The 26,183-nt window shown below is 69.2% G+C and carries 23 protein-coding genes; 11 read left to right on the top strand and 12 right to left on the bottom strand.

Features of this window, described 5'->3' with window-relative positions; translation table 11 throughout:
• Positions 1 to 58: 58 nt before the first annotated feature.
• Entirely contained in the window at positions 59 to 658 is a 600-nt protein-coding gene (locus K3F48_RS13365) for a transglycosylase SLT domain-containing protein (RefSeq protein ID WP_370631419.1), read from the bottom strand.
• Positions 597 to 1,721 (bottom strand): flagellar hook-length control protein FliK, encoded by a 1,125-nt coding sequence (locus tag K3F48_RS24895; protein WP_222575932.1) that lies wholly within the window; start codon positions 1,719 to 1,721, stop codon positions 597 to 599. Before K3F48_RS24895 ends, K3F48_RS13365 begins: the two co-directional genes overlap by 62 nt.
• Positions 1,722 to 2,457: 736 nt before the next feature.
• Between K3F48_RS24895 and K3F48_RS13355 the strand changes: the two genes are divergently transcribed.
• Positions 2,458 to 3,105 (top strand): hypothetical protein, encoded by a 648-nt coding sequence (locus K3F48_RS13355; RefSeq protein ID WP_222575931.1) that lies wholly within the window; start codon positions 2,458 to 2,460, stop codon positions 3,103 to 3,105.
• Positions 3,106 to 4,974: 1,869 nt separating this feature from the next.
• Positions 4,975 to 5,544 (top strand): hypothetical protein, encoded by a 570-nt coding sequence (locus K3F48_RS13350; RefSeq protein ID WP_222575930.1) that lies wholly within the window; start codon positions 4,975 to 4,977, stop codon positions 5,542 to 5,544.
• A gap of 889 nt (positions 5,545 to 6,433) precedes the next feature.
• Here K3F48_RS13350 and K3F48_RS13345 read toward each other — a convergent pair.
• The 5 genes from K3F48_RS13345 to K3F48_RS13325 all read right to left on the bottom strand — a co-directional run bounded on the left by K3F48_RS13345 (position 6,434) and on the right by K3F48_RS13325 (position 12,088).
• Positions 6,434 to 7,585: a hypothetical protein gene (locus K3F48_RS13345; protein WP_222575929.1), complete on the bottom strand. Its 1,152-nt coding sequence runs from the start codon at positions 7,583 to 7,585 to the stop codon at positions 6,434 to 6,436.
• Complete coding sequence (locus K3F48_RS13340; protein ID WP_222575928.1) at positions 7,585 to 8,742, bottom strand: MotB family protein; 1,158 nt, start codon at positions 8,740 to 8,742, stop codon at positions 7,585 to 7,587. Before K3F48_RS13340 ends, K3F48_RS13345 begins: the two co-directional genes overlap by 1 nt.
• Entirely contained in the window at positions 8,739 to 9,371 is a 633-nt protein-coding gene (locus K3F48_RS13335; protein WP_222575927.1) for a hypothetical protein, read from the bottom strand. The genes K3F48_RS13340 and K3F48_RS13335 overlap by 4 nt, the downstream gene beginning before the upstream one ends.
• Positions 9,371 to 11,023: a flagellar basal-body MS-ring/collar protein FliF gene (gene fliF, locus K3F48_RS13330; RefSeq protein ID WP_222575926.1), complete on the bottom strand. Its 1,653-nt coding sequence runs from the start codon at positions 11,021 to 11,023 to the stop codon at positions 9,371 to 9,373. The genes K3F48_RS13335 and fliF overlap by 1 nt, the downstream gene beginning before the upstream one ends.
• A 153-nt stretch (positions 11,024 to 11,176) precedes the next feature.
• Positions 11,177 to 12,088, bottom strand: coding sequence for a flagellin (locus K3F48_RS13325; RefSeq protein WP_222575925.1), 912 nt, complete (start codon positions 12,086 to 12,088; stop codon positions 11,177 to 11,179).
• A 420-nt stretch (positions 12,089 to 12,508) separates the two neighbouring features.
• Here K3F48_RS13325 and K3F48_RS13320 point away from each other — a divergent pair, with 420 nt between their 5' ends.
• On the top strand, positions 12,509 to 14,455 hold the full coding sequence (locus K3F48_RS13320; RefSeq protein WP_222575924.1) for an acyl CoA:acetate/3-ketoacid CoA transferase: 1,947 nt from the start codon (positions 12,509 to 12,511) through the stop codon (positions 14,453 to 14,455).
• 140 nt (positions 14,456 to 14,595) lie between these two features.
• A complete protein-coding gene (gene aat, locus K3F48_RS13315) occupies positions 14,596 to 15,300 on the top strand; it encodes a leucyl/phenylalanyl-tRNA--protein transferase (RefSeq protein WP_222575923.1) in 705 nt (234 codons plus the stop codon).
• Here the strand turns inward: aat and K3F48_RS13310 are convergent.
• Together K3F48_RS13310 and K3F48_RS13305 are read right to left on the bottom strand one after the other, a co-directional pair.
• Entirely contained in the window at positions 15,269 to 15,964 is a 696-nt protein-coding gene (locus tag K3F48_RS13310; RefSeq protein WP_222575922.1) for a DUF2155 domain-containing protein, read from the bottom strand. The genes aat and K3F48_RS13310 overlap by 32 nt on opposite strands.
• A gap of 110 nt (positions 15,965 to 16,074) precedes the next feature.
• Complete coding sequence (locus K3F48_RS13305) at positions 16,075 to 16,482, bottom strand: NADH:ubiquinone oxidoreductase subunit NDUFA12 (RefSeq protein ID WP_222575921.1); 408 nt, start codon at positions 16,480 to 16,482, stop codon at positions 16,075 to 16,077.
• A gap of 199 nt (positions 16,483 to 16,681) precedes the next feature.
• Between K3F48_RS13305 and K3F48_RS13300 the strand changes: the two genes are divergently transcribed.
• Positions 16,682 to 17,068 carry a hypothetical protein gene (locus tag K3F48_RS13300; RefSeq protein WP_222575920.1) on the top strand — a complete coding sequence of 129 codons (387 nt, stop codon included), beginning with the start codon at positions 16,682 to 16,684 and terminating at the stop codon, positions 17,066 to 17,068.
• A 186-nt stretch (positions 17,069 to 17,254) separates the two neighbouring features.
• On the opposite strand, the gene mdoH is transcribed toward K3F48_RS13300, so the two are convergent.
• Together mdoH and K3F48_RS13290 are read right to left on the bottom strand one after the other, a co-directional pair.
• Positions 17,255 to 19,003 (bottom strand): glucans biosynthesis glucosyltransferase MdoH, encoded by a 1,749-nt coding sequence (gene mdoH / locus K3F48_RS13295; protein ID WP_222575919.1) that lies wholly within the window; start codon positions 19,001 to 19,003, stop codon positions 17,255 to 17,257.
• A gap of 16 nt (positions 19,004 to 19,019) precedes the next feature.
• Entirely contained in the window at positions 19,020 to 19,352 is a 333-nt protein-coding gene (locus K3F48_RS13290; protein ID WP_222575918.1) for a rhodanese-like domain-containing protein, read from the bottom strand.
• 169 nt (positions 19,353 to 19,521) lie between these two features.
• Here K3F48_RS13290 and K3F48_RS13285 point away from each other — a divergent pair, with 169 nt between their 5' ends.
• Entirely contained in the window at positions 19,522 to 19,989 is a 468-nt protein-coding gene (locus K3F48_RS13285) for a CHRD domain-containing protein (protein WP_222575917.1), read from the top strand.
• A gap of 60 nt (positions 19,990 to 20,049) precedes the next feature.
• Here the strand turns inward: K3F48_RS13285 and K3F48_RS13280 are convergent, their stop codons facing one another.
• Positions 20,050 to 20,565: a hypothetical protein gene (locus tag K3F48_RS13280; RefSeq protein ID WP_222575916.1), complete on the bottom strand. Its 516-nt coding sequence runs from the start codon at positions 20,563 to 20,565 to the stop codon at positions 20,050 to 20,052.
• Between the two features lie 207 nt (positions 20,566 to 20,772).
• Here K3F48_RS13280 and K3F48_RS13275 point away from each other — a divergent pair, with 207 nt between their 5' ends.
• The 5 genes from K3F48_RS13275 (at position 20,773) to K3F48_RS13255 (ending at position 26,159) form a co-directional block, all read left to right on the top strand.
• On the top strand, positions 20,773 to 21,606 hold the full coding sequence (locus tag K3F48_RS13275; protein ID WP_222575915.1) for a DUF5765 domain-containing protein: 834 nt from the start codon (positions 20,773 to 20,775) through the stop codon (positions 21,604 to 21,606).
• A gap of 270 nt (positions 21,607 to 21,876) precedes the next feature.
• Positions 21,877 to 23,544 carry an apolipoprotein N-acyltransferase gene (gene lnt / locus K3F48_RS13270; protein ID WP_222575914.1) on the top strand — a complete coding sequence of 556 codons (1,668 nt, stop codon included), beginning with the start codon at positions 21,877 to 21,879 and terminating at the stop codon, positions 23,542 to 23,544.
• 125 nt (positions 23,545 to 23,669) lie between these two features.
• Positions 23,670 to 24,107: a helix-turn-helix transcriptional regulator gene (locus K3F48_RS13265; RefSeq protein WP_222575913.1), complete on the top strand. Its 438-nt coding sequence runs from the start codon at positions 23,670 to 23,672 to the stop codon at positions 24,105 to 24,107.
• A 133-nt stretch (positions 24,108 to 24,240) separates the two neighbouring features.
• Entirely contained in the window at positions 24,241 to 25,437 is a 1,197-nt protein-coding gene (gene metK / locus K3F48_RS13260; RefSeq protein WP_222575912.1) for a methionine adenosyltransferase, read from the top strand.
• On the top strand, positions 25,389 to 26,159 hold the full coding sequence (locus tag K3F48_RS13255) for a tRNA (guanosine(46)-N(7))-methyltransferase TrmB (RefSeq protein WP_255608981.1): 771 nt from the start codon (positions 25,389 to 25,391) through the stop codon (positions 26,157 to 26,159). Before metK ends, K3F48_RS13255 begins: the two co-directional genes overlap by 49 nt.
• Positions 26,160 to 26,183 lie beyond the last annotated feature (24 nt).

Raw genomic sequence — 26,183 nt, 5'->3', positions numbered from 1 at the left:
CCGCGCCGCCTCTCGAGAGCGAGCCGTCAGGCTCGCTCAAATCGGCTGAATCACGCCGCTATCGCGCCACCAAATGCCCGCGCGGACGGCAGAAATCGTGCGCGGCCTCGGTCCATGAGCCGAAGCCGCTCGCCACCATATTGGCGATCACCGCGCACACATAGGTCTTTTGCGCGGGCGCGTTGCCGGGTCCGGCGTGATAGCGCGCCACGGCCGCCGTCCAGCTGCCTTCGCTCGCGCGCAGCGCCTTCAGGAACTTCGCCGCATAGCCGACATTGAGCCGCGGATCGAACATCGCCTCCACCGACGCGAACTTCGCGCCGTGAAAGTGATGATTGACCTGCATGCAGCCGATGTCGATCAGCGCCGCGCCCGCGCGCCGCGCCGCCGCGAAGCGCTCCAGCGCCTCGCGCAGATCGGCGCTGAACACCGGGCGTCCTTGCACATTCATCGCATAGGCGTTGAGCGCGCCCCTCTGGCCGGTCTCGGTCAGCGCCACAGCGTAGAGCACGGCGAGCGGCACCGCATGCTCATTGGCGGCCTGGATCATCTCCCGCTCGCAAATGTTCCGCGGCGGCGCGCCGGCGGCGCGGGCGTCACAGATAGACGCCGCCGCGACCATCGACAGGACGCCGAGCCGCCGTCTCCGGCGCGCCATCGTCCCGCGCGGTCTCGCGCCGCCGTCCGCCCGCGCCCTGTCCATCGCCCGTTCCTTCTTCCGAGATCGTCCGCTCTCGCGGCTCGCTCTCCGCGCCATTGGACGCTGTAGAGAAGCCCTGCCCTCCCGCCTGCGTCCCGTCGGTCGCGGCGGCGGACATCTGAATCGTGCAGCCGTCGATCGCGCATCCGACCGACCGCATCGCCTCGACCAAGGCGTCGCGAGCGGATTCGAGGTCGCGCAGCGCCTCCGGCGAGCGAACGCTGATCTTCATATCGACGCCCGAATGCGCGAGCTTCATCTTCACGACGACCACGCCGAGCGATTCCGGCGCGAGCTCGATGGTCATCGTCTTGGCCGCGAGAGACGTCTTGGCGCCGAGAGACGTCTTGGCGCTGAGGGAGCTGGCGCGCGGCGCGGCGTCCGAGGAGCCGGATGCCCCGCCCGGGCCGCGGCCCGGCGCGAGGCCGAGCAAGCTGCGCGCCTGCGGGGCGAGCATCGCCGCCATCGCCGGAGCGGGATTTGCCGTGGGAGCGGAAAGATCGACACGCCCGAGCGGCGCGGCGACAACCTCCTCCTCCGCCGCAGCCGGCGCGGTGGTCTCGCCGGCCGCCGGGGTCGCGACGGCGCGCGACGCCGCGACCGCCGCCGGATGCGTCTCGCTGCGAGCGGCGTGCGGCTCGTCATGTGGCGAAGGCCGCTCCATGGGCGGCGACGGCGGCTCGACGGCGGACGCAGTCGCGGCGAAATCCTTTCCGAAGCTCTCGACCGCAGCGGTCGGCGCCGCCGTCGGCGCGGCGATCGCTCCGTCGCCCGTTCGCGCATCGGCCGTCGCACGCGAGCCGTCGCCGGCGATGAGCGACGGAAGCGCGGACGCGATGTCGAACGGCGACCTCACGGCGTCGGCGGTCGCTGCTGAGGCGCGCGAGGTCGGGCGGGCGACATCCTCCCGGGCCGGCGCGCGCGCGGCGACCGGCGAGGCGAAACGCCCGGCGGGGATCGAGCGCAGCAGGGCGAGAAGCCCGTCATCGCGGACCGCCTCCGGCGCGGCCGCCGCGCTCACAGTCGCGGCGGATGGCGCGGCAGGCGCGCGATTCTCCCCTGCGACGGCTGCGGTTTTCGGAGCGGAAGCTGTCTTCGGCTCGGCGCGCGGGAACGATTCCGCGTGTTCGCCCTCGCGCGAAACCGCGGCTTCGCTCGGCGGCGCGGGCCGGGACGCGGCGGCCGTCGGTTCGGGCCGCTCCGCCGGAGCGGCGGCAGCGAGGGCGGGCTGCGGATGCGGCGCGTTCGCGACATCCGACGACGCCTGCCGCGCGTCGGTGACGTGAGGGGGCCTCGGCTCGGGACGCGCGGCGACGGCGCTCGTCGGCGGCGCGTCTGACGCAACGGCTCGCGCCGGAGCATCGACCTTTGCCTCCGCCGTCCGGAGCGTCGACGACTCGTCCTCTCGCGGGCGCGGAGTCGGCGGCGGGGCGGCGGGAGCCGAGGGCGCGGCGGGTCGCTCGGAAGCGGCGCGAGGCGCGATCCTCGGCTCCTCCGCCGCGGGACTCGAGGCCGCCTTCGAGGAAGCGACGAGCGCCCCGGAGGCCGCGGAAGACGAGCGCAACTCGGCGACGACGGGGGCGACGCTCTTTTGCGAAAGCGGGAGGTCGACCGCAGGCGCACGCTCGGTCGTCGGGGGCGCGCTCTCTCGCGGAGCGGACGTCGCGGTCTCGCCGGCCGGCGCCGAAGGCGCGGCGGCCCGGTCGGCAGCCGCCCGCGGCGGGATCGGCGGCTCGGCCGCTGGATGCGAGATCGCCTTGGATGAATCGAGGAGGGCCGCAGCCGCCGCGAACGATGCGCGCGATCCGGCGGCAGGGCTCGACGACGCGGAGTCGACGACAGAAGCGGCTGCTCCGGTCGCCGGGGACGCGCTCGGTTTTGGAGCGGACGTCACGGTCTCGGCGGCGGGAGCCGCCGGCGCGGCGGCCCGATCCGAAGCCGCGCGCGGCGCGATCGCCGGCTCCGCCGCAGGACTCGCGATCGTCTTCGACCTATCGGCGGAAACCCCGGACGCGGCAGGGGCGGACAAGGCCTCGTTCCGCGCGGAAACCTGCGTCTCTCCCTTCGGCAAAGGCGCGGCGTCAACCAAAGGCGAGCGCTCCGGCGCGGACTGCGCGCTCGGTCTCGGAGTGGAAGCTGCGGTCTCGCCCGCCGCGCTCCCGACGCGGGGCGGCGCCGGGCTCTGCGCGATATGGCGCATCTCGTCAGTGGACGAGGACGGCGCCTCCTGCGCCAGCGCGCCCGTCACTCTCGGGCCCGCCGAGACAGCGAGAGGATCGCGGCCGGCGGCGTCCGACGAATGTGCTCGGCCGGCCCCACCAGACGGCGGCGCCGCGACCGGCGGCCCATCCTTCGGCTCGGCGCCGCGCGTCGCATCCGCCCGCAGGGAAGCGGGAGCAGGATGAGACGGCTCCTCGCTCCTCGGCGCGGCTTCGTCCGCCGAGGCCGGCGTCGATGTCGAAACGGTGGAAGCGCGCGACGACGCGGCGAGCGCCGGCTCGGCAACTTTCGTCGATTCGGGCGCCGCCGGCGCTCGCACGCCCGACGCGCTGTCGGCGCGGACGTCGATCGTCTCGGCGCCTCGGAAAACGGAATCGGCGACGCGCGGCGATTCGCTCTGAGCGGGCGCCGGCGCTGAGCGGGCGGCGGTCAGCGTCGGATCGGTCCTAGCGGTCGGCTCCGCGAGTGGCCGAGAGGGCTGACGTTCCGTGACGGGAGCTCCGCCAGGCGCCGGGCGGAGCGACGGCGCTTCGACGGCGGCCGGGCTCCGCGTAACGGCGCCCACAGGCTCAGCGGTCTGTGAGCGCTGGGAGATGACGACGCTTTCCGGCGCGGGGGCCCCGCGCGGAGCATCGAGCGGGCGCGGATCGAGCCGCGGCGCAGGCGCGCTCTCGGCCGCCGACTGACCGCGCGAGGCCGCCGATGGGTTCGAGGCGGCCGGCGGAGCGCGGAGCGTCGTGGAAGAGCGCGCGGACGACGATTGCGACGCCTCGCGTTCGACGACAACGGCCGCCCTCTCCGCGGTTGCCGGGATCATGGCGTCGCCGGAAGAGCGCCCCTCCTCCGAAGAAGGAGGAAGAGGAGAAAGGCGCATGGAAGGCGCCCCTTCATCGACGACGACGCTGGCCTCGCCTGCGTGGTCCGCGGGAACGGAAACTGGAGTTGCGACCTCATCCATGGATCTTGCGCGGACCGCCTCGGTCACGGGCGCGGACCGATGAATCACCGGCGCGGCGGTCGGCTCGATCGAGGCCGTCCTGCGCCCCCCATCTGTGGGAGGACTGCGAAGCGCCGACGACCGCGCTTCTTCGACGACGATGCGCGTTGCGCTCTCGTCCTCCGCGGGAGAAAGCGAAGGTTCGGGCGTCGGAAGCACGAATATTTCGGCGCGAGGCGCCGGCGTCTCGGCCCGGGCGCCTTCGACTGCGTCTCCCGAGACGCGGCTGCCCAGGGCCGCCGCGGCCGTGGGCGGCACGAAAGCGCTCTCGGCCCGCGTATGAGGCTCGTTCGAATCGGTTCTCGTCGGCGGCGAGACGGCGGTAGAAATCGCCGGCGAGGCGGTCGGCGCGACCGAACCCTCCGCTGGCGACATTCCGAGTCGCGCCTGTTCCGGCGCGGCCTCGACAGAAACGACGCTTCGGAGCGGATAGGACGCCGCGGAGCTCGGCGGGCGAGCGTCTGCGCCATTCGGATCGCGAACCGGAGCGTCGCCAGCAGGCGAAGCGGCGGCGCCCTCGGCAGTCGCAGAATCGCCGACCGCAATTTCGGCCTGGGGCGTCGCCGGCGCCGCGCGCGAGACCGACTCGCTGGCATCGATCGGGCCAGCGTGGTGTTGCGCGACAGGCGGGTTCGGAGTCGCAGCCGCGCGCGGGGCGGCGTTGTGCGAAACATACGCCGCCTCCACAGCCCGCGTTGCGGCCACAGGGGTTTGGTCGCGCGTGGGGGCGGCCTCGGCGGTCGCCGTCGAGGTAGGGATAAAAGAAACGGCGCGCGCCGCTTCGGGCGGACCCGCCTCCGCTTCGGCCGCCGGCTCTACCGCCGATGGCTGCGGAGCGCGTTGCGTCGAGGCCGGCGTCGCCGTCGCCGATTCTGCGTCCACCGCCGGCGCGTCGCTCACGGCGGGAAGAGGCTCCGAGACCGCTGACGGCGCGATACTCGTGGGCGTCGCCGCGCTCGACGAGGCGACGGACGGCGGCGCATAAGCCGGCTCTGCCGACGGCGAAAGCTTTTGTGTTTCCGCGCGACCGGCGGAGGGCTCGAGCGCTGCGCCTCGCGTGAGGTCGGGCGCAGCGGAAATCACTGTCGTGCGCTGGGGCTGCGACGGCTCGGCGACGGCGGCGGCGAGGGACGCGGGCGCCACGTCCACGCGCGAGCTCGTGAAGAGCGCCTCCATCCGACTCGGCTCGGAGCCTTGGACCATCTTCACGCCACGAACGGGCGACGCCGATGGGGCGGAGGCGTCAGCCGCATCTGTCGATAGCGGGGCGCGGCTCGTCGCGCCCGCATCGCCCAGCCGCGGCGTCTCGGCGCGAGCCGGAGCTGTCCCCGACGTCTCCGCATCCGTCTTCGGCGGCGCCGAGGCGGGCGCTACGGTTCCGGTCTTGGACGGCGCGTTCGACGCGATGGTCGCAGCAGGGTGTTCGCTCCCCGACGCCGGGTCCGAAGATTGGCTCGGCGCAGTTTCGACGGGAGCTTCGGTCGGCGCCATCGACGCGGTCCCGCCCTCGTCGCGAGAGCGCTGGTCGGTCTGGAGCGCAATTGACGCTGCGCCGGTCTCCGCCGCGATGGACCGCACGGAAGACGGGCGCGCAATCGCCGCTCGGCTCGCCGCCGACGAAACGTGAACCGCGGACGATCGCGAGGCGTCGCGACTCTCCTGCGGAGCAGCGCTAGCGGGCGCCGCCGCGCCCGCGTGATCGGCGCGCGCCTCTGGCGCAGACGCGGCGGCGACGGGGGCGGACACGGTCGCAGACTTTGCTGCGAACGCGGCCGGCCGCGCCGATGCGTCGTCAGTCGACGAGCGTGAGGGATCGCGCCGCTCCTCGGGAGCAGCGCCGACGATAGCCGCCGCGTCCCCGCGAGCGACGCGCGGATCTGAAGCAGGCGAAGCGGCGACGGCGCCTGACACGATCGGAGACGGAGACGGCGCTGCGAACGCAGCCGGCCGCGCCGATGCGTCGACAGTCGGCGAGCGCGATGCGTCTCGCTTCTCTCGGGGAGCAGCGCTGGCGGGCGCCGCCGCAGCGACCCCGTGAGCGGCGCGCGGCGCATCTGACGCAGGCGCCGCGGCTACGGGGGTGGACGCGATCGAAGCAGGCGCGGACAACGCAACCGCCCGCGCCGGCTCCGCCGTGCGTCGGCTCGCGTCGGCGCCGTCGGACGCAGCCTCCCGCTCGGGCGCGGGCGCCGACGCCGGCAATGCGGCCGGCCCGAGGACCAGCTCGCGACGCGGCTCGTAAGGCAGGCTCGGGGCGCCTTGCGCCGGCGGCGTATCCGGGCGGTCCGCCGCTTTCGTCGAATCGGATGCGCCCTCCTCCGCCTCGCTGTCGCCCCAGGCGTCGGCGGCCGCATTTTGCGTTTCGCCCGTGCGCGCCGCGCCGTCCACCTCCGAGAGAACGGCGGCGAATGCGGACGCGCCCGCCGCGCCCTCCTCCAAGTGTCCGCGAGACGACGCGGACTCGCGAGGGCGCGCGAGCTGTTCGGCTGCGACGCTCGACAGCAGCGAAGCGAGATTCATCTTTCCACCGCCTTTTGCAGCACGATTTCCGAGTCCGCGAGCGCTTGCCGCGCCGCCCTTTCGGCCGGCGTTTCGGCGCGCGCGGACATGGCCGCTCCCTCGGCCGCTCCCTCGGCGGCGTCGGGCTCGCGCCGCAATCTCTCCATCGCCCCGGAGACGATCGCCTGCAGCTCCTTGTCGCGCGGCGCGAGAGACTTGGCGTCGAGCTCGGCGAATTCGACCGCCGCGGCGTCGAAGTCGCCGCCGAGCGCGGTCAAGGCCGCGCGATGCAGCGCGACGCGCGCCTTGGCCTGGCGCGTGTCGGCGAGCGGAGCGGCGCGATCGGTCTCGAGCGCCGCGAGCCCGGGACGTCCGCGCAGAATCGCCGCCTGAGCGATCGCCATATGGAGATCGAAGCGCGTCTCGGCCGGCTGAGCGTCGAACAGCTCCAGAAATTCGCCGAGCTGCTGCTCGGAGACGCTCGTCGCGACGCGCGTCGTCGCCGCGCGCGCCTCGCCCCAGAAATTGCGCGCGAAGGGCGAGCGCGGATATTGCGCCACATAGCGGCGCGCGAGCAGCAGGAATTTGTCGGCGTCCTGCAGCGGATCGACGACCGCGATCTCGCGCCGCAGCGCCGCCTCCTCGACCAGCGAGCTCGGCACGAGCAGACGCGCGAGATCGAGCAGCTCGCGCGCTCGCGCATTGTCGGAGCCGATCATCAGTCCGCCGCGCACGAGAGCGACATGGCCGCCGAGCGTCGCCGGCTGCGCCTTCGGATCGACCTGCGCGAACAGCTGCGTCGCCTCGCGGCTGCGCCCTTCCGCATAGGCGAGGCTGGCCTCGAGGAGAGGCCGGTCCGAGTCCGAGAACAGATGCGCGTCGAACAGCTTGCGAATGCTGCGCGGCGATCCCCCACAGAGGAGAAAGGTCGCCGCGGCGCGAGCGTTCGCCCGCTCCTTCCAGGAATCGGCCTCCGCCGTCGCGATCGCCGATTGGATCTGCTCGACCTGCGCAGGGATGGCGGCGCGCGCAGGCGCCGCGCCGCGCGCCAGAGCGTCCTGGAGGCTGGTGAGCTTGCGCACCAGCTCGACCAGCCCGTCCGATTGCGCGGCGGCGGCGCTCCACATCGACAGCGCCGCGGCCACGACGAGAGAAAGCGATACGCGCATCACGGGCCGCCCTTTCGCACCAGGATTTCGATGCGGCGGTTGACGGCGGAGAGCGGCTCCTTCGGCTCTTTCAGATTGCGGTCGGCGTAGCCGGCGATCTTGACGACGCGCTTCTCGGAGAGGCCGCCGCGCAGGAGCATGTAATAGGCCATATTGGCGCGGTCCGCCGAGAGCCGCCAATTGTCGTAGACCTTGGATTTGTAGGAGCGTCCGTCGGTATGGCCGCGCAGCTCGACCTGGCCGGGCTGCTTGGAGAGCACGGAGCCGATCTGGCCGATGATGCGCACGAGCTGCGGCTTCGGCTTGACCGAGCCGATCGCGAACATGGAAAAATTCGCCTCGTCGGTGAGGCTGATCAGCAAGCCTTCGGATGTCTGCGCCACCTCGACATGCGGCCCCGGCTGCGCGCTCGCGCTTTCCGCCTTCACGATCTTTTCGATCGCGGCGCGCGCCGCCTCGACTTGCGCCGCCTCGGCCCGCGCCTTTTCCTCCGCCGCCGCGGCCGCAGCGGCGGCGGCGGCCGACGCGGCTTGGCGCTGCTGGCGCGTCGCGGATTTGGCGTTAGTCGGCGGCGTCGTGGCCGCTGGCTTGGCGCGCTCCTCGGCCGGCTCCGCCTCGCTCGCCTTGTCGGGCGAGCCGCTCTCCTCGAGGCGCTGCTCGACATAGCCGACGCCGCGCATGCTGCGGTCGAAGGGATCGCCGAAGGTCGGCGGCGCCTGGCCCGGCTTGCCGGACGCATCCGTCGAATTCGCGGCCGCCGGGCCAGCGATCTCGTCGAGCGTCGACATCGGATCGTAGAGCAGCGCCGCTTCGCGCAGCGGCTCGTCCTTCTCGCTCGCAGCCGCGGGCCCGGCGTGCTGCCGCTCCTGGACGTTCGACTCTTTCGTGCTCTTGCCCTGCCCTCCGTCCTTCGGATCGCGCAGCCCCTTGTGCGCGGGATTGGAGTCGACGAGCTGGACGGGGTTGAAATATTGCACGATCGCCGCCTTGGTCTCCTTCGAGGTGGAGTTGATGATCCACATGACCAGGAAGAAGGCCATCATCGCCGTCATGAAGTCGGCGAAGGCGATCTTCCACGCGCCGCCGTGATGGCCCTCCTCGTCATTCCCGTGGCGCTTGCGGATGAAGATGATTTCGCTTTCCTCTTCGTCGCTCATTGGGCGCCGCCCTCGTCACGGAGCTCCCGCATCCATTCTCCGAGTGTCGTTTCGATCGTCGTCGCCTCTATGCGCGCGCGCAGATCGACGCCGCCCACATCCTCGATGCGAGTCGCGACGCCCTCGCTGCTCAGTTTCTCGCAGAGCGCGTCCAGGAGGTCGGTCGGTCCGCCGAGGCGCACGACCGGATGATCCCGATCCGCGATTATCACCCGCAGCCGGTCGACCAGCGCGTCCAACATGCGGTCGCGCACCTCGCCCGTCACGAAGGGCTCGAGAACGCGCCCGACATCCTCGCCGACCTGCGTGACGAATCCATCGAGCGCCGAGCGGAATTGCTCGCCGAGCCGCTCGCCCTCCTCGCGCGCCCAGCGACGCCGCTCGGTTTCGAGCCGCAGCAGCGACGCCGCCCGCTCGCGCGCGATCAACGCCTCATATTCCTCTTTGGCGGCCGCGCGGCCTTCCTCGACGAGCTCGGCGCGCAGCTCGTCGGCGAGCTCGATCCGCGGCTCCTCCGGGACGCGCTCCTCCTCGACGAGAGGCTCTGCGATCGGCTCCGGCGGCTCCGGCGGCGCGAGGATCGGCGACTCGTCGAACCGCATCAGAAAATCGGCGACCGAGCGCGCCATCACACGCTCCCTCCGACGTACATCCATTGCTTCAAGATCGCCGCGGCCTGCATCTCATCGGCTTCGATGAGCTGCTCGAGCTTCTTTTGCTGATTGAACTTTTCACGCCCGCCGATATCCTCGATGAGTCCGGCGTCGATCGATCCCATGAACTGCGGCGCCTCCATCATCGGCGCGAAAGGCAATTCGATGCTCGGCTCGGCGCCGAGCAGCGCCGGCGCCGCGTCCTCGGCCATAGCCAGGGCCGGCGGCGGCGCTTCGGCGAGCAATGCGCGCGAGGCCGGACGCAGGCCGAAGAGAACGAGCAGCACGGTGACGACGATGAGCGCGCCGGCGTTGATCATCGATCCGAGCTGATGGGTGATCGCCTCGCTCCATCCCGCGGGCTCCACCGGAGACAGGTCGTTTTCGTTGATCGCGAAATCGACGGCGGAGACTTTGACGCTGTCGCCGCGGTCCTTGCGCACGCCCGCCGCGGAGGCGACGAGCTGCTCGATCTCCTTCAGCTGCCGCTCGACCGCCTCCGGCTTCGGCGCATCCTTGCCGGCCCCGCCGAGGCTCGCGCGATTGACGAGCACCGCGATCGACAGATTTTCGACCGTGTAGCCGCCGCTGACCGTCGTGACCGTCTTCGACGACAATTCGAAATTGGTCAGCTCCTCGCTCTTCTTGTTCTCGTCGTTCGATTGCTTGCCCTCGCCCGACTGCGGCTTGTCCTGGGGCACGTTGCGGTCGACGCCGGCGGCCTGGCTGGTGCTGTTGTTCTGGGAGGTGGAGTTCTCCTTCACCACCCGCACCGAGCGCTCGACGCGCGATTCGGGATCGAACACCGTCTCATTGGTCTGCCTGCGGTCCGTGTTGATGCGGGCGCGCACGCTGACCTGGAAGTTCGCGAGGCGCAGATAAGGGGTGAGCGTACGGCGAATATTGTCCTGAATGTCCTTGGAGACGGTCTTCTCGAGCGTCAGCGTCTTGGCCGGCACGGCGTCGTTCTCGTCGCCTTCCGAGGCCGTGAGCAGCATTCCGTCGGTGTTGAGCACGGTGACCTGCTCGACCGTCATGCCGGGAATGGAGGCGGCGACGAGATGGCGGATCGCCTGCGCCGCTTTCGAATCGTCGGGGCTCTCGGTGCGAATCACGACGGAGGCGGAGGGCGGCTGGCGCGCGCGGCGGAACGAGCCTTCGTCGGGCAGCACGATATGCACGCGCGCGGCCTTGACGCCGCGGATGAGCTGAATGGTGCGCGCGAGCTCGCCTTCGAGCGCGCGCACGCGCGTCACCTCCTGCATGAAGGAGGTGAGGCCGAGCGAGCCGACCTTGTCGAACAGCTCATAGCCGGCGTTGGCGCTCTGCGGCAGGCCGCGCTCGGCGAGCAGCATGCGCGCCTGCGCCGTCTGGCCATAGCGGACGAGGACGGCGTTGCCTTCCGGATTGATGTCGAAGGCGACGCCGGAGGATTTGAGCACGGCGCCGATGCGGCTCACGTCCTCGCGGTCGAGGCCGGCGTAGAGCACCTCGAAGTCGGGCCGCGAGACGTAATAGGCTCCGAGCCCGGTGATCGCCAGAACGAGAACGAATATCAGACCGAGGGCGGAAAGCTTTCTGGGCCCGAGCGCGAGCAGATTGTCGCGGAGCTGATTGAGGCGGTCCATGAGCGCGATTCATCGGGTCGGAGCAGAGCGGAGCCCGAATTTTGCGCTTTAGGCTTGCGCGAGCCTCGCCGTGGCGAGTCTCCGCAGAAAAAGCGCGACAGGCCGCGCCGAGCGGCGCGGCCTGTGCGGCCGAGAAACGGCGTCTTCCGAAAATTACTGGAACAGCTTGAGGATCATCTGGCTGTTCTGGTTGGCGATCGACAGCGACTGCACGCCGAGCTGCTGCTGCGTCTGCAGCGCCTGCAGGCGCGTCGAGGCCTCGTTCATATCCGCGTCGACGAGCGAGCTGACGCCATTGGTCAGCGCCTCGTTGAGCGTCTTCATGAAGGTGGCCTGTCCGTTGACGCTCGTCTGCACCGCGCCGATCTGCGCGGCGTATTGGGTGAGGTCGGCGATCGCCTTGTCGGCGTTGGACAGCGTATCGGCGATGCTGGTGGCGCTGGAGACGCTGTTCACGTCCAGAGCGGTGAAGTCGGTCGCCGCGCTCGCGCCGGTCGCCTGCTCGGTCTCGAGAATGCCGGAGCCGGCCGCGACAGCGGGCGAAGCGCCGCCGCCGCCGATCAGCGCGATCGCGGTGAGGTCGATCGTGTTGAGAGACGAGGCGACCGTGCCCTTGCCATCCGAATAGGAGGCGATGAAGTTGAAGGCGCTCGCCGAACCGTCGACCAGATTGAGCCCGTTGAAATTGGCCGAGGCGACGATGCTGGAGAGCTGGCTGCTGAGGCCTTCGAGGGTGGTGCCGATCTTGGCGGTGTCGGCGCCGGGCTGCGCCGCCTGCGCGACCTGCGACTTGATGTTGTTGATCACCGAGATCGCATTGGTGATCGCCGTCGACGCGATGTTCAGCACCGAGGAGCTGACGTTCAGCGAATCGCTGATCGTCGACAGCACGCCCTGATCCGACTTCATCGTCTGGGCGATGCCCCAGGTCGACGCATTATCCGCGGCGCTGGAGATCTTGAGGCCGGTCGAGATTTCCTTCTGCGTCGACGCGAGCGACGACTGCGTCGAGCGCAACGACTGGAGCGCGGTGATGGCGGAGGAGTTGGTCAGAATACTGGACATGACTCATCGATCCCTGGATGGGGTGGAACCTCTGATAAACGGGCATCCCGGATTTTCACCGGCTCGACGGAAGCGGCATCATGCCTTGGGCGGCTCGCCCTATCCGAAACGACGCGCTCGGAGCGCCGGCGCATCGAATGCTCGACCGGACCGCGACAGGAGCAGCGTTGACGTCACAGTTAACGGGATAACCTTAACGAAGGGCTAATGCTTGACTCTATCGGCCGAAGCTCCGGCGCCGTCTATCGAATTCGGCTGCGCCGCCCCTGCGGCGGCAGGGTCCGGCGACGCTATTGCGAAAAAGAGGCGCGAACTCTAGTGTCGCCCCAAACGACGAGCCGGCGCCCGCCCGAGACGGAAGACGCGGGAGAATATTTTCGTCCGCCGGGCGGGGAGACGACCAGGGGAAACACGCAGGAAATGAACAAGAACAACAAGGTGATCACCGCCGACGAGGCCATCGCGCTGATCAGCGAGAACGACGTTCTGACGACGACCGGCTTCGTCCAGAGCTGCATTCCCGAGGCGCTGCACGCCGCGCTGGAGAAGCGCTTCGTCGAGACCGGCGGGCCGAAGGGCCTCACGCTGATCATGACCGCCGGCGCCGGCGACAGCAAAGGGCTCGGCACCGGCCGCCTGCATCACGAGGGATTGCTGCGCCGCGTCATCGCCGGCAATTTCGGCCGCATGCCCAAGGTCGCCCAGGCCGCGCAGGAGAACAAGATCCTCGGCTACAACCTGCCGCAGGGCGTGATCTCCCAGCTCTACCGCGCCTGCGCCGCCGGCCAGCCCGGCCTCTTCTCCAAGGTCGGCCTCTACACTTACGTCGATCCGCGCTTCGGCGGCGGCCGCGTCAATGAGGTCACCACCGAGGACATCGTCAAGCATGTGGTGATCGAGGGCGAGGAGTGGCTGTTCTATACCGCCACCAAGGTCGACGTCGCCTTCATTCGCGGCACCAGCGCCGACCCCTCCGGCAATATCGGCATGGAGAAGGAGTCGCTGACGCTCGACGTGCTCGCCCAGGCCATGGCGGCGCACAATAATGGCGGCATCGTCATCGCCCAGGTCGAGCGCATCGTCGACTCCGGCTCCATCCGCCCCAAGGACGTGAAGGTGCCGGGCATTCTGGTCGACTGCGTCGTCGTCGCCGATCCGCCCGAGATGCATCGGATGAATTACGGCGTGATCTATAATCCGGCGCTCGCCGGCGAGATCCGCGTGCCGGTCGAGAGCATGGCCAAAATGCCGCTCGACGCGCGCAAGATCATCGCCCGCCGCGCCGCCTTCGAGCTGCCGCCCAACGGGGTCGTCAATCTCGGCGTCGGCGCGCCCGAGGGCATCGCCGCCGTGGCCAATGAGGAGAAGCTCACGCCCTTCATCACCCTCACCACCGAGGCCGGGGCGATCGGCGGCGTGCTGGCGTCCGGCTCCTCCTTCGGCTCGGCCACCAACGCCGATTCCATTATCGACCAGAACACGCAATTCGACTTCTACGACGGCGGCGGCCTCGACATGACCTGCCTCGGCATGGCCGAATGCGACGAGCAGGGCAATGTGAACACCAGCCGCTTCGGCGGACGCCTCAACGGCTGCGGCGGCTTCATCAACATCAGCCAGAACGCCCGCAGCGTCGTCTTCGCCGGCACCTTCACCGCGGGCGGACTCGATGTCGCCATCGAGAACGGCGAGGTGAAGATTCTGAAGGAAGGCCGCGCGCGCAAGTTCTTGAAATTCGTCGAGCAGGTGACCTTCAGCGGCAAATATGCGCAAAAGCGCGAGCAGCCGGTGATCTATGTCACCGAGCGCTGCGTGTTCCAGCTGAAGAAGGACGGGCTCGAGCTGATCGAGGTGGCGCCGGGGATCGATATCGAGCGGGACATTCTCCCGCACATGGATTTCAAGCCCATCGTCAAGCATCCGGTCACGATGGACAAGCGCATCTTCATCGACGAGCCCATGGGGCTCATCTCCGATCTGCTCAATCTCGATCTGCAGGACCGCGTCAGCTATGACGCCGACCGCAATATCCAGTTCCTCAATCTCGAGGGCTGGAGCGCCCGCTCCAAGCGCGACATCGACGATCTGCGCAGCATGCTGATCGACGCCTGCCAGAAGATCGGCAAGCGCGTCAACCAGGTCGTCAATCTCGACAATTTCCGCATCAGCGAGCATCTCTACGATTATTACGCGGAGATGATCCAATACATGCTGGAGAACTATTATCTGACGACGACGCGCTACACGACCAGCGCCTTCCTGCGGCTGAAGCTCAAAGAGGCGCTGAGCAAGCGCGGCATCGCCCCGCATGTGTTCGAGCGCAAGGAGGACGCGCACACCTTCCTCGAGGTGATCGGGCAAGACTGATCTCTCGTTCGGCGAAGCGAAGCAATCCTGCCGCCGTGGAGGGCGCGCCGGATCGCTTCGTTAGCCACGCTCCTCGCAATGCCGGCGAAGGAGCGGGTCGTCGCTCTCGATTCCGGCGCGCGATGCGCTACAATCCGAAAATGTCCCGCCCCAGCGCCAGCTACGCGATCACGCCGCAGATTCTCTTGCGCGCCTATTCCATCGGCCTGTTCCCGATGGCCGAGAGCGCGGAGGAGGAGCAGCTGTTCTGGGTCGACCCGCAGGAACGCGCGATTTTTCCGCTCGACGCGTTCAAGGTCTCGCGCTCCCTCGCCAAGACGATCCGCCAGGACCGATTCGAGGTCCATATCGACCGGGATTTCGACGCCGTCATCGACGCCTGCGCGGCCTCCGCGCCGAAGCGGGAAAACACCTGGATCAATTCCGAAATCCGGCGCCTCTATCGGGAGCTGTTCGATCTCGGCTTCGTTCATACGGTCGAGTGCTGGCGGGCGGGCGCTCTCGTCGGCGGCCTCTACGGCGTCGCCCTGCGCGCCGCCTTCTTCGGCGAGAGCATGTTTCACCGCGAGACCGACGCGTCGAAGGTGGCGCTCTCACATCTCGTCGCGCGGCTGCGCAGCGCCGGCTTCTGCTTGCTCGACACGCAGTTCATGACCACGCATCTCGCCTCGCTCGGCGCGGTCGAGATCAGCCGCGACGCCTATCACGACCGGCTCGAGCGCGCGCTCGCGCTTTCGCCCCGGGCCGACGCCTGGCGCGACGATGTCCGGCTTTCGGGACAGGAGATCGTCGAAATGTTGAGCGAGGGCGCGATCAGAAGGGAAACAGCGGAGACGGCGCGCTAGGACGCGGCGCTTCCCCGCCCGGCTGGCTCCTGGACTTCTTCTTCGATTTCTTCTTCTCGGGCTCGGGCGGCGGCGCGACGGCGTCCTCGAAGGGCGCTTCCGGCGCGACGGAGTCGCGCGGGCCGATCGGCGCCGCTTCGATCGGAGTCGGCGCGACCGGCTCCACCTTGCGCGAGCGCGTGCGCTTCTTCTCGGCCGGAGCCGGAGCGGCCGCGCCGGCCTGAGCGGCGGCGTCCGCCGGCTGCGGCGCCTGAACGGTTTCCTTGCCGCCTCTGCAGTCGGTCAGCCACACGTCATAGACGGGATGCTCGACGCCGTGCAGGCCCGGGCTCGCCGCGAACATCCAGCCGGAGAAGACGCGCTTGGCCTCGTTCTTGACCGGGTCCTGGTCGTCGACCTCGACGAAGCCCGTCGTCTGCGGTGCCTCGGTCTGCGGCCGCGTGTTGCAGACGCGCGGCGTGATCTGCAGCGAGCCGAACTGCACCGTCTCGTCGATCGCCACGTCGAAATTGATGATGCGGCCGGTGGTCTTGTCGAGGCCGGCGAAGACCGCGGTCGGATGCCGGATCGGATCGGCGGCCGCGCCGGCGCAGAGGGCGAGGACCGCCGCCCCGCCGAGCGGAAGGCGGCGCGGGATCGCGCGAAGGCGGGAGCGGAACGTCATGAGCGGATTGCGGCTTCCGGTCTCGGACTCGGGACGAAGCGCCCGAGCTGCATGCGCCCGAAAACGAGCAGAGAAGCGTGGCGGATCGATGGTCGGGCGCGAGACGCGCCTCAGCCCTCCGGCGTCCAGGCCTGATAATCGCCGCCGGCCGGCGCGCGCCGGCCCGTGGAAAGGATCGATCCCGGCGGCCGATAGGCGGCGGGCGTGCCGGTCAGATTGGGCATATGCGGCAGTTCCCACTCCTTCGGAGCGTAGCGCTCCTCGGTGGGCGGCGTGTCGACGGTGTGATGGAGCCAGCCGTACCAGCCGGGCGGCGTCGCCGAGCCCTCGGCATAGCCCTTGTAGATCACCCAGCGGCGCTCGATGCCGAGCGCCTTGTCCTTCTTGCCGCCCCGGCGCCGGTAATAGACATTGCCGAATTCATCCGAGCCGACGCGCTCGCCATAGAGCAGCGTCCACAGGCCCGTGCTGAGCGTCGCCCGATTCCACCAGGTGAAGAAGCGAATAATGTAGGACATGTCGCGAGCGTCCTCGAGATTGCGTGGCTCCTTATTGCGTTACTCGCGCGCGATGTCCAGTCGAGAGGACCGCGGACCGACGCTTCCGCACCCCTTCGGGCTTGGCCGAAGCCGCATTTGCGCATAAACCGCTTTTGAAAGAGAGGCGCGTGTCGCCTGACGCGGGCCGCTCCGAGGAGCCGCGAGGAGCAAAGAATCCATGTCCGAGGCGCCGTTCGGCCTCAGCCTCGATCCCGATGGCGAGGGATTCGTCCTCAGCCGCACCGGCGACGACGGCGTGACGGCCAGGATTCCCCTCACCGCCGCCGATATTCTCTCGCTCACGCGCTCGGCGCTGGCGCTGCGCGAGCAGAGCCTCGCGGCGCGCCAGGCGGCGAGCGGCGACGTCGAGGCCGTGCTGGCCTCCCCGGTCCGCGAGGCGACCCTCGCCCGCGAGATGCTGGGCGGCCATGTGCTGCTCACGCTGACATCGCCCGAGGGCGACCGCGCGAGCTTCGCTCTGCCCCTCGCCCTCGCCGCCGAATTGTCGGCGCAGCTGACGGAGCTGGTCGAGGCGCCGCCTCCCGCCTCTATATCGCGTCAATAGACGGCGCCGTCCGACGCAGGGGAACCGGGTGAAGGACGATATCCCTAACCCCTCGTCCCGAGGAGCCTGCGAAGCGGGCGTCTCGAAGGACGGCGACGGGGAGAAATCTTTGATTGCGCTCCACGGCCATCCTTCGAGACGCCGCCTGCGGCGGCTCCTCAAGACGAGGGCTGGGGATTTTATCCTTCACCCCATCGCCCTGCGGTCCGACGCGGCGTCCCGCAGCAGGGCCGGCGGGTCGAGCTCCTCCGGCGTCGCGCAGAGGCCCGCCGTCTGGAACGCGCGCCCGAGCCAGGGCGACGCGCTCGCCACAGCGAAAGGGATGGCGGCCACATAGCCGATGGTGAGCGGCAGCGATGCGAGGAGCAGCGCCGGCGAAGCCTCCGCCGCGAGCATGAGCACCGGGACGCCGAACAGGAGCTGCGGCCACAGCTCGCGCGCCGCGCCGCGCCAGGACAGGCGATGGGCGTCGCGCTTCTGCCCGCGCCATTCGCGGCCGGAGCGATCGTCGAGCTTCAGCAGGCAGCCGGCGACCGCCAATGTGGTGGCCGCGCCGATGACGAAGGACGCGCAAATCTCGAGCGAAGCGCCGACGCAAAACCGCAGGCGCCCGCCATAGCGCCGCAGCCCTCCCGGCGCCAGCGCCGCATCCGCATAGCCGGCGAGCTTGGGCGAAAGATGCAGGAGAAGAAACGCCATATAGAAATCGCCGGCGGAGTCGATGGGGAAATCCGCCATGTCCTCGACATGCGGCAGCACCGCGGAAAGGGCGATGATCGCCGTCCAGGCGGGCGCGCCGATGAACATGCTGATGGCCCACACGAGATGAAACCGGCTCATCGGCAGCAGCCCGGGGAGGGTCAGCAGCTCGACATATTGCATGTTGCCGCGGCACCAGCGCAGCTCGCGGCGCATGAACTCCGGCAGGGTCGGCGGATTCTCCTCGAAGCTGCCGGTCTCCGCCGGCAGCAGCCGCACCTCGTAGCCGGCGCGGCGCATCAGCGCCGCCTCGATCTGATCATGCGAGAGAATATGCCCGCCGCCGCGCAGCTTCGGCAGCCGGCAATGCTGCTCGAAGGGCGCGACGCGCACCAGCGCATTATGGCCCCAGAAGGGTCCGCAATCGCCCGCCCACCAGGCCGCCCCCATGGAATAGGCGCGCATTCCGGCCCGCATGCCGAATTGGAACATGCGGGCGAAGGCGGAGCGCGACGGCGCGCCGACGACGAGGCTCTGAATGACGCCGATCTTCGGATCGGCCTCGCCGATGCGCGCGAGGCTCAGGATCGTCTCGCCGTCCATGAGGCTGTCGGCGTCGAGCGGAATCATGAATTCGTAGCCATCGCCCCAGCGCCGGCAGAAATCGGCGATATTGCCGGCCTTGTAGCCGCGGTTCGCGGCGCGGCGGCGATAATGGAGACGGCCGCTCCGCGTCCCTTCTGTCTCCCGCCAGGCGTCGAACAGCGCGTCTTCCCGCGCTGCGATGTCGGGATCGCTGGTGTCGCTCAGGACGAACCAGTCGAATGCGGCGCCCTCGCCCGTCGCGTCGACGCTCCTCTTCACCGCCTCGACGCGCGCGAAGGCGCGTTCGGCGTCCTCGTTGCGGATGGTGAGCAGCACCGCCGTGCGCGAAGCCAGCGGCCGCCCCGAATGGCCGGCCTCTGCGAAAGGAGCGACGGCGGCGAGCGCGTCGCCGCGAACATGCAGCAGCCAGAAGCCCAGAGCGGCATTGACCGCGCCGAGCACGGTCCACGGCGAGGCGAGGGCGAAGCAGAGGAGAATCAGCAGGCCGATCGGGCTCCAGCCGTCATGGCCGAGGATCGCCGCGAGCCAATGGACGAGCGCGCCCCACAGGGCAAAGCAGAAGAGCGCGGCGAGCGCGCGTCGAAACAGCATGCGCGCGCCCGCGGGCGGCCGCAACTCCGCGCCTTTCATGAGGCGAACGCCCCTGTCACATGCCCGGAACGACCGGCTCGCCCGCCTTCTGCCAGCCGAGAATGCCGCCGCCGAAATGCGTGTTCACATCGCGGCGGCCGAAGAGGCGCGCCTGCTCCATCGCGCTCACCGAACGCTTGCCGGAGCGGCAATAGACCACGACCTTCTGGTTCTCCGCCGGCCGCGGAATCTGCGTCGGATCGAACCGCGAGAGCGGATTGAACAAGGCGCCGTCGATATGGCCGGAGGCGTATTCGTCGGCCTCGCGCACATCGATGAGAATGATCGAGCCGTCGGCGATGCCGCTCTTCAAATCGTCGAGGCTGATGTCGTTGAACGGGTCGGCCATGATGCGCGTCCTGAGTTGGCTCGTGCTGGGATTGCTCGCGTCGAGAAGGGTGAACCGGGCGCTCCCTCGCCCCGCCGCCGGACGAGCTCAGGCTTGAAGCCGGCCGCAGGCGCGTTAGGTGGAGGCGCCTCGGGGGCGTTCGTCCGCCATTTGACACGGGAGGTCCGGAATGTCCAGGAACGCTATCGACAAGAACGCTATCGACAGGAGCGCATCGGGAAAGCTGCCGCTCGCGGCGGCCCTCGCGCTCGTCCTCTCGGCCGCGCCGGCGATGGCCGAAGTCATCATGTTCAAGGGCGATCTCACCGGCGGCGCCGAAACTCCCCCGAGCGGCAGCAAGGCCACGGGAGAGATCGAGGTCAAGCTCGATCCGGCTTCGAAGAAGATCACCTGGAAAGGCCATTACAAAGGCCTGCGGAGCGAGGAGACGCAGGCGCATTTCCACGGGCCCGCAGGCCCCGGCCAGAACGCGCCTCCCGTGCTGCCAGTCGACGCCACGGGCGGCAAGTTCGAGGGTCAGGCGACGCTCGACGCCCAGCAGGTCAAGCAGCTCGAGAGCGGCAAGTGGTATTTCAACGTCCACACCGACAAGCATCCCGAAGGCGCGCTGCGTGGGCAATTGACACGGGTGAGGTGAACGCGACGAACGGCGGGCCCGAGCGATAAGGACCCTCCGGAGCCGAGCGGGCAGCCCGGCTCAAATGCCGGCGCGGCCGAAGGATTTGGGCCGCTCCGGCGCGGCCGGGCGGGGCTCCTTGCGCTCGGCCGCCTTTGGCAAGGAGCCGGTCGGCGTCGGATCGATCTGCGCGCGCTCGATCCGCGAGAGGCGCGCCTCCATCCGGTCGAGACGCGCCCCGCCGACATCCCGCGCCGATTCGAGAGCGCGCAGCCGCTCGCCGGGACGCATCGCCTCGCGTTCGTGGCGCAGCGATTCGAGCTGAGCGCGGACCGAACGGACGTCATCCAGCAATTGCGCGATCTCGCGCCGCCGGCGCAGATCGACCGACGCGACTTCCGGCTTCCAGGCGAGCGCCTTGGACAGAGTTTCCGCGTCTATGCTCTGACCCGCCTCCAGCCCATCCTTGACTCCCGTGTGCGAGCCGAGCACGAAGCCCGCCGCGGCGCCGACAGCGATCGACGCGAGGACGAAGCCCGCCCGCCTCAGGCCTTGCGGCGAGAAAACCCCGAACGGCTTTGCGGCGAAGATCGGCATGGGCGCCTCTGCGGCGACGCGACGAGCTGTCGATGTCGCGCCACTCTCCGCCCGCTGTGGTTAATGGCCCGTTAAGCCGAAAGCTTCGCCGCTTTCAGGGTCCGCCTGCGACGAAGCTCCGCGGGGGGCCTGAGCGCGACGGCGCTCGACAGACGCGCGGAAATTGTCTATCTGAGCCACAACTAGAAGAAAGATAGGGTACATTCCATGTGCTGGAGTGGGGAAGCGTCGACGGTGCTGGCGACGGTGGGCGTCGGCGGAGCGATCTATAGCGCGATCAAGAAAGAGCCTTTGGCGCTCTGGGGCTGCCTCCTCTATTTCTCCAGCATGGAGGCGTTGCAGGCGGTCAGCTATTCGGTGCTCGACCAGTGCGATTCGCCGCTCAATCAAATGATGACCTTGTTCGGCTATCTGCACATTACATTCCAGCCCTTCTTCATCAACGCCGTGGCGCTCTACTTCATGCCCAAGGAGGCGGCCAGGCGCGTCGCGCCGATCGTGTTCGCCGCCTGCTTCGTCGGCGCCGTCTCCATGCTGGTGCAGCTCTATCCGTTCCAATGGGCCGGGCATTGCCAGCCGGGACGCCCGCTCTGCGGCGAGTTCCTGTGCACGGTGCGCGGCGAATGGCATCTCGCCTGGCTGGTGCCGACCAACGGCATCGGCAACAGCATGGCCGACAACGCCTATCTCGGCCGCGGCTATCTCGCCTATCCGCTGCTCGCCTTCCTGACGCCGGCGCTGATCGGCAGCTGGCGCTTCACCCTGTTTTCTTATGTGGCGGGCCCCTTCGCCGCGAGCCTCACCACCTCCAACATCAATGAATGGCCGGCGGTGTGGTGCCTGTTCAGCATCGGCCTCGTGCTGGCGATCATGAAGACGCCGCTGCGCCGCCACCTGCATGTCGGCGAGCCCTGGTGGCGCCGTCTCGCCGCCTGGCGCGCCGCGCGCGCCGCCGCGACCGTCCCCGCCGCCGAGCCGGCCCCTGCGCCGGAGGAGGCGAGCCGGGTCCCGGCCCGGCGTCTGGAAGCCGCGGTCGACTGAGCGATCAGATGACGCTCTGGCCTTCTTTCTTTTGAGCAAATTCTGATCGATCGAACGATTCCTTTCGATCGGAAAGCGCTCTAGTGGCGTGATTCAGCCGATTTGACAGGGGTGAAAGGGCGAGCCCGAAGGCTCACGGACCAAGCGCGGCCCCTGGACCGCGAGCCTTCGGGCTCGCTCTCGAAGCCCATCGACATCGATGACGCAGACCACTAGGGCTCGGCTGTCGGAGCGGCTAGGATCGCGCGGCTTCGAATCGAGCAGGACTCCATGGCGCAAGCTTCGATCACCAAGGGCGCGGGCGCCGAGCCCGCCCTCACTATTCCCCAGCGGATCATTCTCGCGGAAGGCTGGACGCGGAGGGCGATCGCCTGTCTCGCCGGCGCCTGTGGAGCGCTCGCCCTCGCGCCGATCGATTTCGCGCCGGCGATGGTCGTCCCGATGTGCGTCGCCGTCTGGCTGCTGGACGGGGCGGCGACGAGCGGCGCGGGCGCCTTGTCCTTTGCCCGCGGCTCGATGGCGTCGGCGGCGGGAGCGGGCTGGTGGCTCGGCTTCGGCTATTTCCTCGCCGGCCTCTGGTGGCTCGGCTCGGCCCTGCTGGTGCAGGCCGATCAATTCGCCTGGGCGCTGCCGCTCGCCGTCGTCGGCGTGCCGGCCGGCCTCGCCTGTTTCACGGCGCTCGGCTTCGCCCTCGCCCGGCTGCTGTGGTCGCCGGGCTCGCTGCGCGTCTTCGCGCTGGCGGCGGGGCTTTCCGCCTCCGAATGGCTGCGCGGCCACATGATGACCGGCTTTCCCTGGAATGATTTCGGCATGGCGCTGGCGGGCGTCCCCGCGCTCGACCAGACCGCCTCGCTCGTCGGCCTGCATGGACTCGACATCCTCGCCATGATCGTGTTCGCCGCGCCCGCCACCCTCGCCGATGGCGGACGCAGACGCCTGACGCCGGCAATCGTCGCGGCGCTGATCCTGCTCGCCGCCATGGGCGCCTATGGGGCGCTGCGCCTCGCGCGGAGCGAGGGCGGCTTCGTCGAGGGCGTGCGCCTGCGGCTGATGCAGCCGGCGCTGCCGCAGGACGCCAAATTCAAGCCGGAGAACGGCGCGGAGATCCTGCGCCGCTATCTCGAGCTTACCGACAGGGCCATCGCCCCGGGCCATTCCGGCGTCGCCGACGTGACGCATGTGATCTGGCCGGAATCGGCCTTTCCCTTCATCCTCTCGCGCGAGCCGCAGGCGATGGCGCGCATCGCCGCGACCATGGGCGAGGCGACGCTGCTGACCGGCGCCGCGCGGGTCGAGGACGCGCGGGTCGAGGACGCGCCGGGCGGGAAGCGCCGGACCAAGATCTACAACGCCATCCTCGCCCTGCAGCGCGGCCGCATCGTCGCCGCCTATGACAAAATTCATCTCGTGCCCTTCGGCGAATATCTGCCGCTCGTCGGCCTCCTCGGCCCGCTCGGCGCCACCCATCTCGTGCCGGGAATATGGGACGCCGGCGCGGGCCCGCGGCGCCTGCGCGCGCCCGGCCTGCCGCTCGCCGCGCCGCTCGTCTGCTATGAGGCGATCTTCCCCGGCGAGACGGTCGAGCCCGACGGGCCGGAGCGGCCGCAATGGCTGCTCAACCTCACCAATGACGGCTGGTTCGGCGCCACCAGCGGGCCCTATCAGCATTTCGCCCAGGCGCGCCTGCGCGCGATCGAGGAGGGCCTGCCGCTGGCGCGCGTGGCCAACACCGGGATCTCCGCCATCGTCGACCCCTATGGGCGAATTCTCGAGCGTCTGCCACTCGGAGTCGAAGCCGTCGTCGACGGCCGGCTGCCGAAGCCGGCGACCCCCCCGCCCTTTGCCCTCCATCCTTTTCTCTGGACTTCAACACTTTGGTTCTTCACAATAATTTTTGCAGCTCTCGGGCGGTTTCGCGGCTTTGCGGGTTTGACTTGACAGCTGGAGCGGGTGCTTAATGCGGTCCTGCGGCTGTGGCGCGCGGGCGTGACCGGCTGTCGTATGGCAATTCGATTCCGTCCGGCCCCGGCTCGACGGCATTGGGCATGAGGAGATCAAACGCAGTGAAGAAGGCGCCCGATCCGATAGACCGGCATGTCGGAAGCCGCGTGCGCATGCAGCGCGTCTTGATGAAAATGAGTCAGGAGAAGCTCGGCGAAGCGCTCGGATTGACGTTTCAACAGGTGCAGAAATACGAAAAGGGCACCAATCGCATCGGCGCCAGCCGGCTGCAGCAGATTTCGAAGACGCTGAACGTCCCGCCCTCGTTTTTCTTCGAAGGCGCCCCGACGGTCGACGCCACAGGCGACGGCTTCGCCGAGGAATCCTCGTCGCAATATGTCGTCGAGTTCCTCTCCACGGCCGAGGGACTCCATCTCAACCGCGCCTTCGCCCGCATCAAGGACCCCAAGGTCCGCAAGCGGGTGATCGACCTCATCACCACTCTCGCCGACCAGACCGACGACGGCGCTCCCGCGCGGGGCGAAGACTCCCCGAAATAGCCCATCCGGGTGTAAGCGGCGCTCCCATCCGCCAAATGGGCGCCTTGACGAGCGCGCCGCCGCCTGTACTGATCTACCAGACCGCGATGGCCCGAGGCGCGATGTCCGAGGATGGCGCCACGCGCAGACGGAGATGAACGTGACGCGACAAAACTACCTTTTCACGAGCGAGTCGGTTTCAGAGGGTCATCCCGATAAGGTTTGCGACCGCATTTCCGACGAGATCGTCGATCTGTTCTTTCGCGAGGGCGCGAAATTCGGCGTCGATCCTTACCTGATCCGCGTCGCGGCCGAGACGCTCTCCACCACCAACCGCGTCGTGATCGCGGGCGAGGTGCGCGGCCCGGCCATCCCCAAGGAGCAGATCGTCGACGCGGCCCGCAAGGCCATTCACGCGATCGGCTATGAGCAGGACGGCTTCCACTGGCAGCGCGCCGACGTCGAGGTGCTGCTGCACGCCCAATCGGCCGACATCGCCCAGGGCGTCGACGCCGCCGGCAATAAGGACGAGGGCGCGGGCGACCAGGGCATCATGTTCGGCTACGCCGTGCGCGAGACGCCGGACCTCATGCCGGCGCCGCTCTATTACGCCCATAAGATCCTCGAGAAGCTGGCCCATGCGCGCCATTCCGGCAAGGAGAAGGGCCTCGGCCCGGACGCCAAGAGCCAGGTGACGCTGCGTTACGAGAACGGCAAGCCGGTCGAGGCGACGCAGATCGTGCTGTCGCATCAGCATGTCGACGAGAGCCTGACGCCCCAGGACATCCGCCGAATCGCCGAGCCCTATATCCTCGAGGCGCTGCCTTCGGGCTGGGTGACGCGGGAGACGGTCTGGCACGTCAACCCGACCGGCAAGTTCCATATCGGCGGTCCGGACGGCGACGCCGGCCTCACCGGCCGCAAGATCATCGTCGACACCTACGGCGGGGCGGCGCCGCATGGCGGCGGCGCCTTCTCGGGCAAGGATCCGACCAAGGTCGACCGTTCCGCGGCCTATGCGGCCCGCTATCTGGCCAAGAACATCGTCGCCGCCGGCCTCGCCGACCGCGCGACCCTGCAGCTGTCCTACGCGATCGGCGTCGCCGAGCCGCTGTCGATCTATGTCGATCTGCACGGCACGGGACAGGTCCCGGAGGACAAGCTCGAAGCGGTGCTGCCGCAGATCATGCGCCTGTCGCCGCGCGGCATCAGGGAGCATCTCCAGCTCAATCGGCCGATCTACGCCCGCACCTCCGCCTATGGCCACTTCGGCCGCACGCCGGATGCGGACGGCGGCTTCTCATGGGAAAAGACCGACCTCGCCGACGCGCTGAAGGCGCATTTCTCCTGAGCGGAGAGCCGAGGGCGCAACAGAACGAGGAGCCGGCGGCGGGCGAGGAGTTCGGGCCGCGCCGGCTCTACGGCCGCAGCAAAGGCAAGTCGCTGCGGCCCGGCCAGGCCCGCCTTCTCGACGAGCTCCTGCCGAAGCTGCTGCTCGATCTCGCAGCGCCGGTGGACGCGCGCGTGCTGTTCGCCGCTCCCGTGCGCGAGACGCGGCTCGAGATCGGCTTCGGCGGCGGCGAGCATCTGATCGCGACGGCCGCGCGGAACAGGGACGTCGGCTTCATCGGCTGCGAGCCTTTCGTCAATGGCATGGCCCGGCTGCTGGCGCGCATCGCGGCGCAAGGGCTCGGCAATATTCGCCTCCACCAGGGCGATGCGATCGACGTCGTCGACTGGCTGCCCGACGCCTGCCTCGCGCGCGTCTATCTCTTCTACCCCGATCCTTGGCCGAAGCGACGGCACCGCAAGCGTCGCCTGGTCTCGCCGGAAAATCTCGCCAAGCTCGCCCGCGTCATGACGCCGGGCGCGCAATTGCGCTTTGCGACCGACATAGACGATTATGCGGGCTGGACGCTGGCGCGCCTTCGCGCCTCGCCCGATTTCGAATGGCGCGCCGCGACGGCGCAGGACTGGCTCGCGCCCTGGGACGGTTGGACGCAGACGAAATACGAGGCGAAAGCGATGGCGGCCGGCCGCAAACCGGTCTATCTGACGTTCCCGAGATGTTGAGGACGCGGGTCTTGGCGGGAGATG

This window comes from Methylosinus sp. Sm6 (assembly GCF_019802345.1).
Classification (GTDB): domain Bacteria; phylum Pseudomonadota; class Alphaproteobacteria; order Rhizobiales; family Beijerinckiaceae; genus Methylosinus.
This window is presented reverse-complemented; position numbering and strand designations above follow the sequence as displayed.